Consider the following 17,670-nt stretch of genomic DNA (forward strand, 5'->3'; position numbering starts at 1 on the left):
CTGCAGGGCAGGCTCCTACGCGGGGTTGTCCACCATCTGCTGTAATTTCAGCACATCCACGGTGGCCGCAACATCGTGCACACGGATGATGTGTGCTCCGCGCTGGGCGGACAGCATGGCCAGCGCGAGGCTGCCGGGCAGACGTTCGTCCACATTGCGGTCCAGCAGGCGGCCGATCATGGACTTGCGCGACAGGCCCACCAGCAGCGGAATATCCTGCGGCGCCAGCTGTTGCTGGCTGCGCAACAGGGCCAGGTTGTGTTCGTCGTTCTTGCCAAAGCCGTAGCCCGGATCGTAGATCACCCGCTCGCGGGGGATACCCGCGGCAATACAGGCCTCCAGGCGCGCGTCGAGGTAAGCGCGCACTTCCGCCACCACATCAGTGTACTCGGGCTTGGACTGCATGGTGCCGGGCTGCCCCTGCATATGCATGACGCACACGGGCAGTTCGGTGGCCGCCGCTGCTTCCAGCGCACCGGGGCGGGTAAGCGCGCGCACGTCGTTGATCAGGCCGGCGCCGACCGCGGCAGATTCCCGCATCACCGATGGGGTGCTGGTATCTACCGAGATGACCACGTCCATGCGCTGCAGTATGGCCTCTACCGCCGGCACCACGCGCTCCAGCTCCTGCTGCTCACTAACCGGCGCGGCACCGGGACGGGTGGACTCACCGCCGATATCGATGATGGTACCGCCCTCGCTGACGATCTGTTCCGCGCGCCGCAATACCAGGTCGATATCCAGCCCGCCGCCGGCGTAATAGCTGCCGCCGTCGGAAAAGGAATCGGGGGTGGTATTGAGGATACCCATGACCTGGGGACGGGAAAGATCCAGTGTGCGGGTTCCGCAGAGCAACTTCATAGGCGTATCGGGACGTGTTCGTGAACGGGGTTGGGTCTGGCCGGCGGCAATTGCCGGAGACAGATACTGCAGTTAAACAAAGCGGGCCCTGTGGCCCGCTTCGCGTGGGGTGCATTGTACACCCATTTGTACCGCATCTTCTGCGACGGAGCGCTCAGCTCAGTGGCCGTTGACCGGGCCACCCACCGGGGTGTCTCCGTCCTTCGGCTTTTCATCGGCCTCGGTCACATCGTCTGCAGGGCCGCCGCCGGTGTAGTCGTTGTCGTGCCAGTCCTTGGGCGGACGCACCTTGCGGCGGGCCATCAGGTCGTCCACCTGCTCTGCATCCAGGGTCTCGTATTCCATCAGCGCGTCTTTCATCGCTTCCAGGATATCCCGGTTGTCTTCCAGCAGTTTCTGCGCGCGGTCGTAACAGCTGTCGATGATGCGGCGGACTTCCTCGTCGATCTCGTTGGAGGTCTTACCGGAAATCGGGTTGCCGTGACCGGGCTGGCCGCTGTCATCTTCACCGTAGTGCAGCGGTCCGAGCTTCTCGGACAGGCCCCACTTGGTGACCATGTTGCGGGCGATATCGGTAGCGCGCTCGATATCGTTGGAGGCACCGGTGGTAACACCGTCGATACCCAGGGTCATTTCTTCTGCAATACGGCCGCCAAACAGGGAGCACAGCTGGGATTCCAGGGCGCGCTTGGACAGGCTGTATTTGTCTTCCTCGGGCAGGAACTGGGTCACCCCAAGAGCGCGACCGCGGGGAATGATGGTGACCTTGTGTACCGGATCGTGCTCCGGCACCAGGCGACCAATGATGGCGTGACCGGCTTCGTGGTACGCGGTGTTGGTCTTTTCCTTCTCGTTCATCACCATGGATTTGCGCTCGGCACCCATCATGATCTTGTCGCGGGCGCGCTCGAACTCGTCCATGGTGACCATGCGACGGTTTGCGCGGGCGGCAAACAGGGCGGCCTCGTTCACCAGGTTGGCGAGGTCGGCACCGGAGAAGCCGGGGGTACCGCGGGCAATGGTCTGCGGGTCCACCTTCTCGTCCAGCGGCACCTTGCGCATATGTACTTTCAGGATCTGTTCGCGGCCGCGGATATCCGGCAGGCCGACGAATACCTGGCGGTCGAAACGGCCGGGGCGCAGCAGCGCGTTGTCCAGTACGTCCGGGCGGTTGGTGGCGGCGATGACAATCACGCCCTCGTTGCCTTCAAAACCGTCCATTTCTACCAGCAGCTGGTTCAGGGTCTGCTCGCGCTCGTCGTGACCACCGCCTACACCGGCGCCACGGTGGCGGCCGACGGCGTCGATTTCGTCGATAAAGATGATGCACGGGGCCTGCTTCTTGGCCTGCTCGAACATGTCGCGCACCCGGGAGGCACCCACACCCACAAACATTTCCACGAAGTCGGAACCGGAAATGGAGAAGAACGGTACCTTGGCTTCCCCGGCAATGGCCTTGGCCAGCAGGGTTTTACCGGTACCGGGAGGGCCCGCCATCAGTACGCCGCGGGGAATGGCACCGCCGAGGCGCTGGAATTTGGACGGGTCGCGCAGGAACTCCACCAGCTCCTGTACGTCTTCCTTGGCTTCATCCACGCCCGCCACGTCGGCGAAGGTGGTTTTGATCTGGTCTTCGCCTAACAGACGCGCCTTGCTCTTGCCGAAGGCCATGGGGCCGGAACGGCCGCCGGCGCCGCCCTGCATCTGGCGCATGAAGAACATGAACACGGCGATGATGATCAGGATCGGGAAGCTCGCCACCAGCAGCTGCTGCCAGATACTGGGGGATTCCGGCTCGCGGCCGTTGAACTTGACGCCGCTGCGCACCAGCTCATTGGTGAGCTCGTCGTCGATAATCTGCGGCTGAATGGTCTTGAAGCGACTGCCATCGGCTTTTTCGCCGGTAATCACCAGGCCGTCAACCAGCGCGTTTTTCACCTGGCCGGCCTGCACGTCCTGCACAAACTCGGAATAGCTGAGGGACTCGTCCCGGGATTGCGGCTTGAAGTTCTGAAAGACCATCAGCAGTACAGCCGCGATGATCAGCCACAACACCAGATTCTTTGCCATATCATTCAAAGGGTATGCCCTCTTGCCTTCGCCTTGGCTATTGCCTTAGCCGGTAATTCCATTCCACCCAGTATAGGCGGCGAAAATCGTATATCTGTCGTCCCGGTCATCCGGGCACAAAAGTGGCCCTGTATAGGGCCCGTTAGCGCTTTTACTGCTTCACTTTTACCACACTGGGCGCACTGACCCAAACCGGCGGATCCGGTGCCGGCTCAGCCCTTGAAGCCCTTGGCTACAAGGTAGACTTCACGGGAGCGGGGACGGGATGCACCGGGTTTGCGGGTAACGAGGGTTTGATACTGACTGCGCAGATCGCGGATCAGCTCATCAAATCCTTCGCCCTGGAACACTTTGGCAACAAATCCGCCGCCGGGTTTCAGGACCTGCCGCGCCATATCTACCGCCAGCTCCACCAGATACATGGAGGCCGGCTGATCCACAGCGCGCACTCCACTCATATTGGGGGCCATATCGGAAATCACAAGGTCGGCGCGATCTTCCCCGAGCTTTTCCAGCAGCTCGTTGAAGACCTCCTCCTCGGTGAAGTCGCCCTGGACGAAATCCACACCGGCCAGGGCATCCATCGGCAGTATGTCCGATGCAAGAACCCGACCTTTGTGGCCAACCAGTTCTGCCGCCACCTGGGACCAGCCCCCGGGTGCAGCGCCAAGATCCACCACCGTCATGCCCGGTTTGATCAGGCGGTCCTTGTCCTGCAGCTCCTGCAGTTTATAGGACGCGCGCGAGCGGTAGCCCTCTTTTTGGGACTGTTTGACGTAGTGGTCGTTAAAATGTTCACGCAGCCAGCGGTGGCTGCTCTTTGATCGGGCCATCAGTTACAATACATCACTAATTTCTGGGGTTGTCCGCGCTGGTGTCCCGCGCTTGCTTACCCGAGTATGGGTTAAATTTAAGGATGGAGTATTGTATGCCTTTAACAGCCGACCGCAAAAAAGCCTTGCGCGCACGCGGCCACAGCCTCAAGCCAATTGTCACCGTTGCCGACAAGGGACTGACCGAAGGTGTGCTGGAAGAATTGAACCGCGCCCTGGAGGATCACGAGCTGATCAAGGTCAAACTGGCGGTCAATGACCGCGATACGCGACGCGAGCTGATCACCGAGCTGTGCCAGCAGAGCAAATCCGAGCTGGTGCAGGAGATCGGCAAGATCGCCCTGATCTTCCGCAAGGCCGGCAAGCCCAACGCCCGCCTGTCCAACCTGCTGCGCCCCTGATCGCCCCGCTGCGGCCACAGACCTGCAACCGGGTCTGGGGCCGGGGCGAGCACTTCATCTGCCCGCCCCTTCTCATCACTTACGCTAGTTTCAGTATTTGAGCGCCAGATCAATATTTGAGCGCTAAATGCTTCGGATCCGGGGTGCGCAGGTGCTGGGTCAGCGGGTGCTCGCGCTTGCGCAGTTCCGCCAGTACCAGCTGCGCCACTTCCCGGGCACCCAGTTGGTTCAGGTGGGTGTCGTCGCGCACGCCCACCGGATAGTTGGGGTGCAGGCCCGGCGCGATGTGCATAAAGCGCAGCGCGGAGTCGCGGTCGCCCATGGCCTGGAAGTATTCCCGGGTCACCACTTCCATATCGATGAACTCGACTTTCTCCTGCTTGGCCACTTCCCGCACCAGCGGCGCGTAGGGGTGGGTGTGCTTGATCTTATTATCGCCGTCGAAGTAGCGACGGGTGATCGGTGACATCAGAATCGGCTCAGCACCGGCCTTGCGCACATCATTGATGAAACGGGAAAGGTTCGCCTTGTACTGCGCCGGTGTGGTGTAGCGGTCTTTCTTGCTCTCGGATTCATCGTTGTGGCCGAACTGGATGATTACGTAATCGTCGGCCTGCAGCTCATCCATGATGCCTTTCCAGCGCCCTTCCTCGATAAAGGTGCGGGTGCTGCGGCCATTCATGGCTCGGTTTTCCACCCTGATGCCGTCGGCAAAGAACACCGCAAAGGGTACGCCCCAGCCGGTTTCCGGGTAGTCCTTGATCTCTTTGATAGACATTGTGGAGTCACCGGCCATGAAGATGGTGGTCTCCGCGTCTGCGGCGAATGCGCCACTGGCGGCAACCAGTGCACTGGCGGCAGCCCAATGTTTCAAAAACTTCATAACATCTCTCGTCATTGTGGGTGGATTATCTTGTTGTTCATTCGCAGCTCGATTCACGTTCCGCCGCTCAGAACCGGGTCGGTGGCAGGAAGCTGCGCGGACGCTCGGTGGGCATCGGGATGGCGCGGCTCGGCAGCGGTGCGGCAAAGCGCAGCGGGCCGGACTCGCCGACGCAGGCGGGATTCAGGTTCTGCCCCCACCCCTCTCCGGCACACAGCGCGATCGGGGTGATGGTGCGCAGGTGTGCGTCCGCCTGCGGCCAGGCTTCGGGCAACAGGCCCAGCACCGCGGTGCTGGCGCGCTCGCGAATACGCTCGTCGCCGATGCGACCGCGCTGCCCCTGGTACACCTGGTAGTCGTCTGCAGACAGCGGACGGATTGGCATATTGGTCACCGCGATATCCCGCTTGATGCCGTAGCGGAGACTCATCATGGCCTCCTCGAACAGCATGGCGGTGTCTTCCCAGGGGGTGGTGTAGCTGTAGAAGTCATTGGCGCTGTCGGGGAAGAAGAACCCGGCCACATCCCTCGGCGTGTAGGACTGCTGCTCCAGGGTGGCTTCGGCACCCCGGTAGCGCACATCTGCCAGGGCATACAGCTCGGGGGACATCGGACCATAGACCGCGGTGACCGATTCGTTGACGAAAGCGCTGTCGTGGGCCTGGTTGAAGAAAATGTCGTCCGGGTTCAGGCCGCTGTTGATCTTGTCCTGGGACAGGGCGTCGTTGGCGTGCGCCAGCTCGTGGTACAGCAGCGAGCCCAGATCTGCCTCCAGCTCGCTGAAGTTGCGACTGAGGCGGTCCGCCGGATAGTAGTAAGAGAAGGCGTAGGTGTTATTTTTAACGTAGCGCCAGGGGGTCACGAAGTTGAGCGCGGAACCGAAGCCGCTGCGGTAGTCCGGCTGCTCGTTGATCACATCGCGCTCTTCCGGGGTCAGCCACAGGCTCTCTGGATCGAGATAGATGGCGCCGGTAAGCGACCAGTAAAACGACGGGCGCACATCACTGGAGATCACCACCGCGGTGGTGGCGCGCAACAGGCGCGCAAAATCATCGTGGGGATCCAGTTCGCTCAGGAAGCGCTCGAAACGCGCGCCCATCCAGTCGTGGGAAACCAGCACGTGATCCATGATCTGGTCCACGGAGGGCGCACTGCTTTCCATACCGATCGCGGGAAGATCGCGCAGGGTGCACAGGCTCTCGTCCACCAGCTGATTGGAATAGACGCAGTCCGCCAGGTAATCCCGGTAGGGGCTGTCTGCGCGGTAGGTATACACACTGTTTAGGGGCGAACTTTTTGCACAGTAGTCGCCGTCGCCATCACAGAAGTATTCGCTGGTCACCTCGGGGCGGTCCTGCACCACTACGTAGGCAATGTCGCTGAAGGAGCCGGCGCTGGTGGTCAGGGTGCCCTCGAACACCAGCACCTGGTCACCGGCGACCTCCGGGGCGGTAACGAATAGCAGCGGCTGGCCGGAGTCGTCCTCGCTCAGCTGGGCGGTGGGGCCGGACAACTGCCGAAACTCCCACGACGGATTGGTGCCACTGGACGTACTGGCATTCAGGCGCAGGGAAAAGTCCGCGCCCTCGCTCACCGAGCGGTCCGCGCGCAGCTGGACCTGGGTGCCGCTGCTGGCTGCAGACCCGACAGAGATGTCGAAGGTTGCAGTGTGCTGCTCCCCCAGGGGATTGCTGGCGGTGAGCTGGAAACTGTACTGGCCGCTGAACACCGCGTCGAAGCTGATACCCGCGGAGCCGTTACCCGCAAGGGGCTCGACGTTTGGCCCGGACAACTGCTCCCACACGAAGCGGTTGTAACCCTGCTCGGTGAGGCTCGCCACCACCCCCACGGAATCCCCCGCCTGCGCACTTTCGTCGCCGGTCAGGGTCAGCACCGCCGGTGCCTGATTGATGGGAGGGGGTGTGATGCCGGTATCTCCGTCATCTGAACCACCACCCCCGCCACCACCGCAGGCGGTAAGCGTGGAGAGTGCGGAGATCGCAAGAATTCCCAGGGGAAGCCGGAGTGGATTTTTTAACCCGCTGAGGCGGGAAAACGGGTATCGGGATACGATTGCCATGTTCAGATCTTTTTATAGTTGGTGCTCTGATGGCATAGGTTACCACCGGCCTGACCAATGGGCGAGACTCTCTACCGGCACCTGTACAGGCCTGACGGGCATAAAAAAACGGCCCCTCGCGGGGCCGTTTCCGGGCTGTGCGTTACCGTCCTGAGAGCATCAGGCCGGGTTCAGCTTGCCGAGGACACTCTGCAGGCTGTCTTTGGCGTCGCCGAACAGCATGCGGGAGTTGTCTTTGTAGAACAGCGGGTTGGCAACGCCGGCGTAACCGGAGGCCATGGAGCGCTTCAGCACCACCACTTTGCCTGCCTTCCACACTTCCAGTACCGGCATGCCGGCGATGGGGGAACCGGGCTTCTCCACCGCGTCCGGGTTGACGGTGTCGTTGGCACCGATCACCAGTACCAGGTCGGTTTCCGGGAAGTCGTCATTGATCTCTTCCATCTCCAGCACGATGTCGTACGGCACGTTGGCTTCTGCCAGCAGTACGTTCATGTGTCCGGGCAGACGGCCCGCTACCGGGTGGATACCGAAGCGCACGGTCTTGCCGGCCTTGCGCAGCTTGTCGGTGAGATCGCTCACCGCCTGCTGGGCGTGGGCCACTGCCATACCGAAGCCGGGTACGATCACGATGCTCTTGGCCGCTTTCAGGTCGTCCGCCAGCTCGTCGTGGGTGGTGGCAACCGCTTCACCTTCCACTTCACCATCGGCGCCTGCCACTTCACCGTCGGAACCGAAGCCGCCCAGGATCACGCTGACAAAGGAACGGTTCATGCCGCGACACATGATGTAACTGAGGATGGCACCGGAGGAGCCTACCAGGGCACCGATCACGATCAGCAGGTCGTTGCTGAGCATGAAACCGGTGGCCGCCGCAGCCCAGCCGGAGTAGCTGTTCAGCATGGAGATCACCACCGGCATGTCGGCACCGCCGATCGCGGCGATCAGGTGAATACCCAGCAGCAGCGCGATACCGGTCATCACCAGCAGGTTGATGATGGTGGCGCTGCTCACGTCCGCCGGAATGAACTGGGCACCCAGCACCACACAGATCACCAGTGCGATCAGGTTCAGCCAGTGGCGCGCCGGCAGCATCAGCGGTTTGCCGGAGATCAGCCCCTGCAGTTTACCGAAAGCAACCAGGGAGCCGGTCAGAGTGATGGCACCGATGAATACGCCGATATAGATCTCGGAGTTGTGCACGATGTGCGCCGCACCTTCGAGATTGATGCGCGGATCCAGGTAACCGCCCCAGCCAATCAGTACCGCGGCCAGACCCACAAAGCTGTGCAGCAGGGCTACCAGCTGCGGCATGGCAGTCATTTCGACCTTGCGCGCCAGGTGGATACCGATCACCGCACCCACGCCCATGGCGATGGCCACAGGCAGGTAAGCACCGGAAGTGATACCGGCAATGGTGGCGATAATGGCAACCGCCATACCCACCATGCCGTAGTAGTTGCCGCGTCTCGCGGTCTCGTGGGTAGACAGTCCGCCGAGGCTCAGGATGAACATCACCGCGGAGAACAGATAAGCCATGGAAATTACACTATTCATGTCTCTTTCTCCTTAGCGACGGAACATTTTGAGCATACGGTGGGTAACGAAGAACCCGCCGAAGATATTGATACTGGCGAACAGTACCGCGATAAAGGCCATCACCGTGACGATGAAGGAACCGGTGGCTCCCACCTGCAACAGCGCACCGATGATCACGATGCCAGAAATGGCATTGGTCACACTCATCAGCGGAGTGTGCAGGGCGTGGGATACATTCCAGATCACCTGCCAGCCGATAAAGATGGACAGAACAAACACGGTGAAGTGGGCAACAAAGTCCGCCGGTGCGGACTTACCCAGGGCCAGCAACAGTGCACCGGCCACGGCCCAGAAGGCCACCAGGGACAGCGGTGAAGATTTCTTCTCCGGCTTGGGCTCTACTTCAATCTGCGGCTCCGGCTTTTTCTGCGGCGGTGCGGCAGAAATTTTCGGCGCGGGCGGCGGCCAGGTGATTTCACCTTCCTTGACCACGGTGGCGCCGCGGATCGCCTCGTCCTCAAAGTTGATGTCGATCTCGCCGTTCTTCTCCGGTGTCATGTCGGTCAACAGGTGACACAGGTTGGTGGCGTACAGGGTGGAGGACTGGGTAGCCGCGCGGCTCGCCAGGTTGGTGTAACCGAGGATGGTCACGCCGCTCTTGACGACTTTCTTGTCCGCTTCGGTAAAGTCACAGTTGCCGCCCATTTCCGCGGCCAGGTCCACCACCACGGAACCGTCGGCCATGGTTTCCACCATGTCCGCCAGCCACAGCTTCGGCGCCGGCTTGCCGGGGATCAGTGCAGTGGTGATGACAATGTCCACTTCCTTGGCCTGCTCGCGGAACAGGGCCATCTCGGCGTCGATAAACTCTTTCGACATCTGCTTGGCGTAGCCGCCAGTGCCGGAGCCATCCTCTTCGATCTCCACGGTGAGGAATTCCGCCCCCATGGACTCCACCTGCTCGCGCACTTCCGGGCGGGTGTCGAAGGCGCGCACGATGGCACCCATGCTTTTCGCGGTACCGATGGCGGACAGGCCCGCAACACCGGCGCCGATGACCAGCACCTTGGCCGGTGGGATCTTGCCCGCGGCAGTGATCTGGCCGGTAAAGAAACGGCCAAACTCGTGGGCCGCCTCGATCACCGCGCGGTAGCCGGCGATGTTGGCCATGGAGCTCAACGCATCCATTTTCTGTGCGCGGGAAATTCGCGGAATGGATTCCACGGCCAGCGCGTTGATGTTTTTGTCCGCCAGCTTCTTCAGCAGCGCTTCATTCTGCGCCGGCTTGAGGAAGGCCACCAGGGTGGCACCGCTGGGGATCAGGTCCAGCTCCGTGTCATTGGGTTGCTGTACTTTCAGTACGATGCCCGCCTGGCTCAGGCAGTCTGCTGCGTTGGCACACAGCTTGGCCCCGGCCTGCTCGTATTCCGTATCGGGGAAGCTGGCTGCTTCACCGGCCCCCTGTTCGATGACAACATCAAAGCCCAGCGCCTGTAAGCGCTTTACGCTGGCTGGCGATGCCGCGACCCGCGCCTCGCCCGGCGCGGTCTCCTTTGGTATGGCAATAATCACCGTTTGTGCTCCCGTTTTAAAAAATTGTCATTGTTATAAAAGTTTATAAAGCTCTGAAAATGAGCCGACCCGATTTTCCGGGTCAATTATGTACCGCTGACATTTAATCCCGATTAACACATCCCGTCATCAGGATTATCTGATTTTGGCGTGAAAGCGGTCCTCTCCGGAAAAAACAATTTTTCCCGGAAAACTAAATCCGTTTCGGCAGGACGATGAATTAAAGAGAATAAATTAGGCCAACGGAAATAGAGGATTCTTATTACTCGTTTAGCGTATTTTTATTAAAAATGCCGAAAATCGGTTAAAAAACAGTAGATTAAGTTACACGAGTAACGAAAAACCGCAGCCTGGACATGACTTTAGTGACATTTCGTCAAATTTAGCAGCGGATGAGAGCAGACTGTCCGAATGGAAAAATTATCGAAAAAATATCCGTACAGGTTCATATAAAAGAATATTTAATTAACTATTCCAAACTGTTTCTATTTAATCGTGAAAATAATAACGCTTTGATATGGGAATAATTCAGCATTGGAATAGGTAACAATTAAAACCATTTATGGTTATTCATTAAATTGGAATTACTTGAAACTTTTTCTATTGAAACTGGTTGATTAGCGTACGGCTTTTCTCCCGATTTTACCGAGTGCCAGCAGACGAATCTTCTGCTGCCAGAAAACCCAGTTCGGCCAGTTGCTGCTGCACCTCGTCCGAACGCAGATATTGCAGCAGCCGGATGGCCAGGGCGCGCTCACGGGTGCTGCGCAAAATAACCATCTGCTGGTGGATCGGCGGATAGAAGTGCGCGGGAATCCGCATGAACTGCCCGCGGCTGCCGGTGGCCAGGGCCTGCCCGAAGGGGATCAGCCCCATATCGCCCTGCCCCTGGTACAACAGGATCTTGGCGTGACCCGCGTGCCCCGCATAAATCACCCGCCCGCGCATGCGCGGCCACAGGCGCAGCTTCTTGAGCATTTTTACCGCGGCATCGCCGTCCGGAGCCAGTTGCGGGTCCGCCACCACCACTTTGTGCTTGCCGCGCCCCAGCAGCAGAATCAACTGCCGCGGAGTGAGCGCAGTGTCGGTGCGCGCGAGCTTTGCGCTGAGGGTGGAAAAACCGGAGGATTTATCGGTGGAAATTTCGCGGCTGACCCAAAGGGCCAGCTGGCCGCGGGCATAGGTCTGGCGGCTTGCGGGTACCGTCAGCCCGGCCTTTTCCAGCAGCACCGGGCGCGCCGTATCGGCGGAGAGAAACAGGTCGAAGGGTTCGCCGGCGCGGATCTGTCCATACAGCAGGCCGCTGGCACCGGCGGTTACGCGCAGCCTGCAGTTGCAATCGGCCTCGAACCCCTCGCGCAATACCTCTACCGCCGGATGGAAACTCGCGTCCACCGCCAGTTTGAGTTCCGGGGGCTGGCGCAGGCCGCAGCCGCCGAGCAGCAACAGCAGAGCGCACATCATTAACCGCGTTGCCATGGACAAATACCTCCCTGTCCCGGAACCCTGATTCGTAGCCCCCAGCGCCCCCGCCTTGTGAGAAGAGGCTATCCCCTAGCGCGCCAGGCGCTGAAAGTCCTCCGGCCGGTTGACGTTCAAATGCCAGTCCCCTGCGGGTACCGGCAACTGCATACAGCCGACATAGCCATACAGCGCGCGTATGGAGGCGATGGCATTACCCTGGGCTGCGGCGTCGAGATACCGCCTGCAGCGGTCGTCCAGCGGCAGCCAGCAGGGCAGGTAAAAGTCCCCGAAACACACCGCCTGCTCCACCGCCTGCCCGGCGGCACACAATTGTTGCAGCAGCGCGGGGCTCAGTAGCGGCATATCCACCGGGATCACCAGCAGGGCGTCACAGGGAATTTCCCACGCCTGCAGGTGTGCCGCCACAGCCTGCAGGCCACCCAGCGGCCCCGCTGTCGGGTACCGGTCCGCCACGCCCCCGGGGCGGGTGCCGCTGACCAGCGTGGCCAGTCGCTCGACACCTTGCGGCAGGGTAAAAGTCTCCAGTACCTCTTTGGCCTGCTCCAACAGAGTGTGCCCATTGGATAATTTTAGCAGTGCCTTGTCTTTTCCCATGCGACTGGACAACCCGCCAGCCAGTACCACCGGGCAGACACGCTTGCCCACCGCTTGCCGACTGCCCTGCCCGCTGGAGAATTCAGAGTTCACGGTCATCTGATTTACATCTTTCCTGTACAACCCGGGGCGCGCCCAGGGCACACCCGCAGCAAATTAGCCGCGCCAATTTTCGCACCATTACGACGCATGATTACACCAGCTCGCACCTGAAGTGTGCGGTCCGGCGCCACACAGTGCACCACTTTTACTGGCGCGGCCACAGTTTTACCAGTCTCAGCTAGATTGGAATCAATTGGTACGAGTTTTGATTGTATAAATGCCACTGGCAAAGAAGCCCGGCAACACAATCAGTGTCGCCGGGCTTTTTTTATGCCCATGGAAAGTATCCGGGAGAATGTCATGCCTTCAAGCTCCAAAAGAGCACTGCATACTACTGTACACACTTTATCCGCTAGCGCAGTTCTCATGTGTACGGCCCCCTGCCTCGTGTTTGCCGATGACAATGTGGTACAGAACGCCGGGGATATGATCCGCGAAAGCACCTTCAACCTGAATTTCCGCCCGCGCTATGAACACGTGCGCGATGTGGCCTTCCCCCACCACGCCACCGCGGGCACCCTGCGCAGCCGCGCCACCTGGACCAGCGGCCGTTGGGACGGCTGGGAGTTTCTGCTGGAAGGCGACAATGTCACCTATATCAGCAGCGAAAAATTCAACAATACCGAAAACGGCAAAACCCGGTACCCGGTGATCGCCGATCCGGACTATAGCGAAATGAATCGCGCCCAGGTCAGCTATGCGCTGGAACAGGGAAAATTCACCGTGGGCCGCCAGCGCATCAACTACGACGACCAGCGCTTTATCGGCGGGGTGGCCTGGCGCCAGAACGAACAGACTTACGACGCATTCCGCGCCGAGTGGGGCTTTAACGACAGGCTGTCCCTCGATTACACCTATTCGTGGAACGTGAACCGAATCTTCGGCCCTGACGGCGCCGACGGTAATATCGGTGGGCCGGTCAATGCACTGGACGTCGATTACAAGATCCGCCCCAACCAGACCCTGAAGGGATTTATCTACAGCCTCGACTTCCACGAGCAGGAACAGCTCGCCAGTGCCACCGTTGGCCTGGAGTGGGCGGTGGATTGTGACACCTTCCGCTGGCACCTGCGCGCCGCCACCCAGAGTGATATCGGCCGCAATCCCTACGATTACCGGGCGGAGTATTACAACGCAGAATTCGGTACCAAGCCGGTACAAAAGTACAAGTTAACCGGTGTTGTGGGAACGGAGTGGCTGACGGGCGATGACCAGTGGGCCTTCCAGACGCCGCTGGCCACCCTGCACAAATTTCAGGGCTTTGCCGACAAGTTCCTGACCACGCCGGTAGACGGCATCCGCGATTACTACGCTGGCGGCTCAGTCGTTGTCTCTGGCATCAAGATTGCAGCGAAGGTACATAAATTCTATAGCGATCGCGACAGCCAGGAGTACGGCAACGAACTCGACCTGGTAGCGACCTATTCCATAACAAAAAATATCGGCCTGCTCGCCAAATATGCCACGTACGACGCTGACGATTTCAGCAGCGATACGGACAAATTCTGGCTGCAGTTCGAACTGAAGTTCTAAGAGCGATGACGACGACACCCATTAGTATTCTGCTGGTCGACGACCAGCCAGAGCGCGCCGCTATGGTGGGCGAGCAGCTGACCGCTGCCGGCTACAAGCTGCTTGCGCAACTCTCCAGTGCCGAGGGCCTGCTGTTTCAGGTAGAGCGACACCGGCCGGATATCGTACTGATCGATATCGAATCCCCCGACCGCGACATTCTCGAGAGCCTCTCGGTCATCAACCAGCACAACCCCACACCCGTAGCGATGTTTTCCGCCCGCGGCGGCGCCGAGTTCATCACCAGTGCGGTGGAGGCCGGGGTCAGCGCCTATATGGCAGAGGGGCTATCCGCAGAGCGGGTCGCGCCGGCCATCGAAATTGCCATGGCCCAGTTCCGCAGTTACCAGCACCTGCGCCAGTCCCTGCAACGCACCCAGCAGCAGCTGGATGAGCGCAAGATTATCGAACGCGCCAAGGGCCTGCTGATGGCGCGCAAGAACATCAGCGAACAGGCGGCACACCAGACACTTCGCACCCTGGCCATGAACAGCAACTCCACCATGCGCAACGTGGCGGAGCAGATAGTCGCGCACCTGCAGACACCGACAAAATAACGTGCGGCCCGCGCCAATTAATAAATGAAAGAATTCGAGAGTAAAACCGTGAGCAGCCTGCAAGCAGAAAAGCCCAACCTGAAACTCCTGTACCTGCGCCTGACCGACAGCGCGCCCCTGATCATCGCCCACGAATTGGGCTTCTTCGAGCGCTACGGCCTGCGGGTCGAGCTACAGCGGGAAACCTCCTGGGCCACCCTGCGCGACAAGCTGATCGGCGGTGCCGCCGATGCCGCATCCATTCTCGCCCCCATGCCGCTGACCCTGGAGCAGACCCTGCCCCACTGTGACGAACAACTGCTCAGCGGGCTGATCCTGAGCTGTAACGGCAACGCCATTACCCTGTCGCACTCTCTGTACGAAACCCTCGGCAATCACCCCGAGGGCACCGGCGCCGCACTCAAGGCCCACCTGGACAAGCGCGACGCGGACGCCAAACCGTTGACCTTCGCCAGCGTGTACCCCTTCGCCAGCCACACCCTGCAGCTGCGCCACTGGCTGTCCAGCGCCGGTATCAACCCCGATAGCGATGTGCGTATCGTGGTACTGCCGCCGGAGCAGATGGTGGATCACCTGCGTCGCGGGGATATCGATGGTTTCTGTGTGGGGGAACCCTGGAACACGCTGGCGGTACAGGAAGAGATCGGTGTCATCGCTACACCGAGCAACGCGCTGATGCCCACCATGCCGGAAAAGGTGCTGGCGGTGACCCGCAGCTGGCACGAGGCCAACCCGGCAACCCACCTGGCACTGCGCGCCGCCTTGCTGGAAGCCTGCGCCTGGCTATGCGACCGCAGCCAGCGCCGGGATGCCGTGGCCATTCTCGCGCGCCCGGAATATCTGGATCTGCCCGCGGCCACCATCGCCGCTTCCCTGGATGACGAACTGGTGGCACCGGGTGGACAGACACCGAGTAAAAACCCCGGCTGGCACGTGTTCGCCAACCCCACCACGGAACACGGCCGACCCACCGAAAAGAAGGCCCGCGAACTGCTCGCACTGTGCAACGAAATTGCGCCAACCGATGATAATAGCGCGGAGCTGTTCCGCTCGGACCTGTATCAGCAGACCCTGGATTTTATCCGTCACAAAACGCCGCATCAGACCCGTACCGTTTAATGTTCCCCGGTCGGGCACAGCACCGCTGCCCGACCGGAGTGCACCAGCCTACACCTCGGCACACAGGAAAACCCCAAAACAGGGCAGCAGTGGGGGGCTGGCGCACCAATTGGTGCGCTACCACAGCCCCCGATGTCGCCGATTTCACCCTCAATACCATTACGCCCCAATAATTACCGGGTCTACGCACCAGCTTCTCCCTTGTGCCCAGATATGGCACAGAACTTGAATAATAAATAGGGAGACCGCCACGAGTATTGCGCGGCACCAAAAAACGAAATAGCGGACAACGAAGTCCACCGGCAACAGCCCAGCTGTGCCCGTGGGCTTTTTTTATGCCCGCATGGCAGGTGGCTGATGAGAGAGAGTTAACAAAGCGAGTATCAGAAACCGCGTTCAACTCCCCGCTGTTAAGCCTGTTGGAGATGGGACTCCCGATGTGGGAAGTGCCCTTTTCTTTCAGGCCAGAAATTCATAACTAACGGGATAAGTCCATGTCCAGTAATTCAATAAATCTGTTTTCCTTCACGGGAAAGATCCGGGTGCTGCATCTGACCTGGATTGCTTTCTTTATTACCTTCTTTGCCTGGTTCAACCATGCGCCGCTGCTGATGGCCATTGCCGACAGCCTGTCGCTGACCTCTGAGCAGGTAAAAACCCTGTTGATCCTGAACGTGGCGCTGACCATTCCGGCGCGGGTCATCATTGGCATGCTGACGGACAAGTACGGTCCGCGTCTGACTTACTCCCTGCTGCTGGCGATCGGCAGTATTCCCTGTTTTATCTTCGCGCTGGCAGACAGCTTTATGGCGGCCGCCATTGGCCGTTTCCTGCTGGGATTTATCGGTGCGGGCTTTGTCATCGGTATCCGCATGGTATCCGAGTGGTTCCCGGCGAAGCAGCTGGGTACCGCGGAGGGGATTTACGGTGGCTGGGGCAACTTCGGTTCCGCCGCTGGCGCCATGACCCTGCCGACCATCGCACTGCTGTTCGGTGGTGAGGACGGCTGGCGCTACGCGATCGGTATCACCGGTGTGATTGCGCTGGTATACAGTGTGATTTACTACCGCTCGGTAACCGATACGCCGAAGGGCGGCACTTACTTCAAGCCGAAAAAAATCGGCGGTATGGAAGTTTCCAGTCCTTCTGACTTTGTGCTGTTGTTGATCATGAAGCTGCCGATGTACGCGGCGCTGGCACTGCTGGCCTGGAAGCTTTCCCCGAGCGGTGTGGGCATGCTGGCGCAGCCGGTGGCTATCGCGATTTATGTTTCACTTGTTGCACTCTACGCTTTCGATGCGAAAAAGTGTTACGACATCAATAAAGATGTCTTTGTGAAGCTGCCGGAGCCGATGCACCGCTACAAGTTCAAGCAGGTTGCGGTGCTGAACATTCTCTACTTTGCCACTTTCGGTTCTGAGCTGGCGGTAATTTCGATGCTGCCGCTGTTTTTCTCGGAGACGTTTACGCTGGATCCGGTGAAGGCGGGTCTGCTGGCTTCCGCTTATGCATTTATGAACCTGATGTCCCGTCCGGCGGGCGGTCTGATCAGTGACCGTTTTGGGCGCAAGAGTACGCTGCTGATTCTGACGGCGGGCCTGGCGATTGGTTACCTGACCATGAGCATGATCAATTCGGAGTGGCCGTTGTATCTGGCGGTGGCTGCGGCGATGGCCTGTTCTTTCTTCGTGCAGTCTGGTGAGGGGGCGGTGTTTGCGGTGGTGCCGCTGATCAAGCGTCGCCTGACCGGGCAGATTGCGGGGATGACCGGTGCTTACGGTAATGTGGGTGCGGTGTTTTACCTGACTATTCTGAGCATGGTTTCTTACGAGACCTTCTTCCTGGTGATTGCATGTACTGCGGTACTGGGCTTTGTTACCTTGCTGTTCCTGGAAGAGCCGGAAGGCCAGATGGCGGAAGTCATGCCGGATGGTAGTGTTTCTTTGATTGATGTCGCCTGAGTAATCTTAAGCGGTCCCCTGAATTTCAGGGTACCGCTAGT

Annotated in this window: 14 protein-coding genes; 5 read left to right on the forward strand and 9 right to left on the reverse strand. The window is 59.8% G+C overall.

Features of this window, described 5'->3' with window-relative positions:
* Positions 1–15: 15 nt before the first annotated feature.
* The 3 genes from folP to rlmE form a co-directional block, all read right to left on the reverse strand.
* Positions 16–861: a dihydropteroate synthase gene (gene folP / locus HUW35_RS02375; RefSeq protein ID WP_181254105.1), complete on the reverse strand. Its 846-nt coding sequence runs from the start codon at positions 859–861 to the stop codon at positions 16–18.
* Between the two features lie 159 nt (positions 862–1,020).
* Positions 1,021–2,931, reverse strand: coding sequence for an ATP-dependent zinc metalloprotease FtsH (gene ftsH, locus HUW35_RS02380; protein ID WP_181255434.1), 1,911 nt, complete (start codon positions 2,929–2,931; stop codon positions 1,021–1,023).
* Positions 2,932–3,143: 212 nt separating this feature from the next.
* Positions 3,144–3,764 (reverse strand): 23S rRNA (uridine(2552)-2'-O)-methyltransferase RlmE, encoded by a 621-nt coding sequence (gene rlmE / locus HUW35_RS02385; RefSeq protein ID WP_181254106.1) that lies wholly within the window; start codon positions 3,762–3,764, stop codon positions 3,144–3,146.
* A gap of 95 nt (positions 3,765–3,859) precedes the next feature.
* Between rlmE and yhbY the strand changes: the two genes are divergently transcribed.
* Positions 3,860–4,165, forward strand: a complete 306-nt coding sequence (gene yhbY, locus HUW35_RS02390) for a ribosome assembly RNA-binding protein YhbY (RefSeq protein WP_181254107.1) — start codon at positions 3,860–3,862, stop codon at positions 4,163–4,165.
* Between the two features lie 109 nt (positions 4,166–4,274).
* Here yhbY and HUW35_RS02395 read toward each other — a convergent pair whose 3' ends face one another.
* The 6 genes from HUW35_RS02395 to HUW35_RS02420 form a co-directional block, all read right to left on the reverse strand.
* Positions 4,275–5,048, reverse strand: coding sequence for a rhamnogalacturonan acetylesterase (locus HUW35_RS02395; protein WP_255463430.1), 774 nt, complete (start codon positions 5,046–5,048; stop codon positions 4,275–4,277).
* 67 nt (positions 5,049–5,115) lie between these two features.
* Entirely contained in the window at positions 5,116–7,128 is a 2,013-nt protein-coding gene (locus tag HUW35_RS02400; protein WP_181254109.1) for a hypothetical protein, read from the reverse strand.
* A 159-nt stretch (positions 7,129–7,287) separates the two neighbouring features.
* On the reverse strand, positions 7,288–8,685 hold the full coding sequence (gene pntB / locus HUW35_RS02405) for a Re/Si-specific NAD(P)(+) transhydrogenase subunit beta (protein WP_181254110.1): 1,398 nt from the start codon (positions 8,683–8,685) through the stop codon (positions 7,288–7,290).
* A 12-nt stretch (positions 8,686–8,697) separates the two neighbouring features.
* Positions 8,698–10,239, reverse strand: coding sequence for a Re/Si-specific NAD(P)(+) transhydrogenase subunit alpha (locus tag HUW35_RS02410; protein ID WP_181254111.1), 1,542 nt, complete (start codon positions 10,237–10,239; stop codon positions 8,698–8,700).
* 642 nt (positions 10,240–10,881) lie between these two features.
* Positions 10,882–11,718, reverse strand: coding sequence for a molybdate ABC transporter substrate-binding protein (gene modA / locus HUW35_RS02415; RefSeq protein WP_181254112.1), 837 nt, complete (start codon positions 11,716–11,718; stop codon positions 10,882–10,884).
* Positions 11,719–11,793: 75 nt separating this feature from the next.
* On the reverse strand, positions 11,794–12,417 hold the full coding sequence (locus tag HUW35_RS02420) for a molybdenum cofactor guanylyltransferase (RefSeq protein WP_181254113.1): 624 nt from the start codon (positions 12,415–12,417) through the stop codon (positions 11,794–11,796).
* Positions 12,418–12,786: 369 nt separating this feature from the next.
* Here HUW35_RS02420 and HUW35_RS02425 point away from each other — a divergent pair, with 369 nt between their 5' ends.
* The 4 genes from HUW35_RS02425 to HUW35_RS02440 all read left to right on the forward strand — a co-directional run bounded on the left by HUW35_RS02425 (position 12,787) and on the right by HUW35_RS02440 (position 17,629).
* On the forward strand, positions 12,787–13,953 hold the full coding sequence (locus HUW35_RS02425; protein ID WP_181254114.1) for an alginate export family protein: 1,167 nt from the start codon (positions 12,787–12,789) through the stop codon (positions 13,951–13,953).
* 5 nt (positions 13,954–13,958) lie between these two features.
* Positions 13,959–14,549, forward strand: coding sequence for an ANTAR domain-containing response regulator (locus HUW35_RS02430; RefSeq protein ID WP_181254115.1), 591 nt, complete (start codon positions 13,959–13,961; stop codon positions 14,547–14,549).
* Between the two features lie 48 nt (positions 14,550–14,597).
* Entirely contained in the window at positions 14,598–15,668 is a 1,071-nt protein-coding gene (locus HUW35_RS02435) for a CmpA/NrtA family ABC transporter substrate-binding protein (protein ID WP_181254116.1), read from the forward strand.
* A 494-nt stretch (positions 15,669–16,162) separates the two neighbouring features.
* On the forward strand, positions 16,163–17,629 hold the full coding sequence (locus tag HUW35_RS02440; protein WP_181254117.1) for a NarK family nitrate/nitrite MFS transporter: 1,467 nt from the start codon (positions 16,163–16,165) through the stop codon (positions 17,627–17,629).
* Positions 17,630–17,670 lie beyond the last annotated feature (41 nt).

The organism is Microbulbifer sp. YPW1 (genome assembly GCF_013367775.1).
In the GTDB taxonomy this organism is placed as follows: domain Bacteria; phylum Pseudomonadota; class Gammaproteobacteria; order Pseudomonadales; family Cellvibrionaceae; genus Microbulbifer.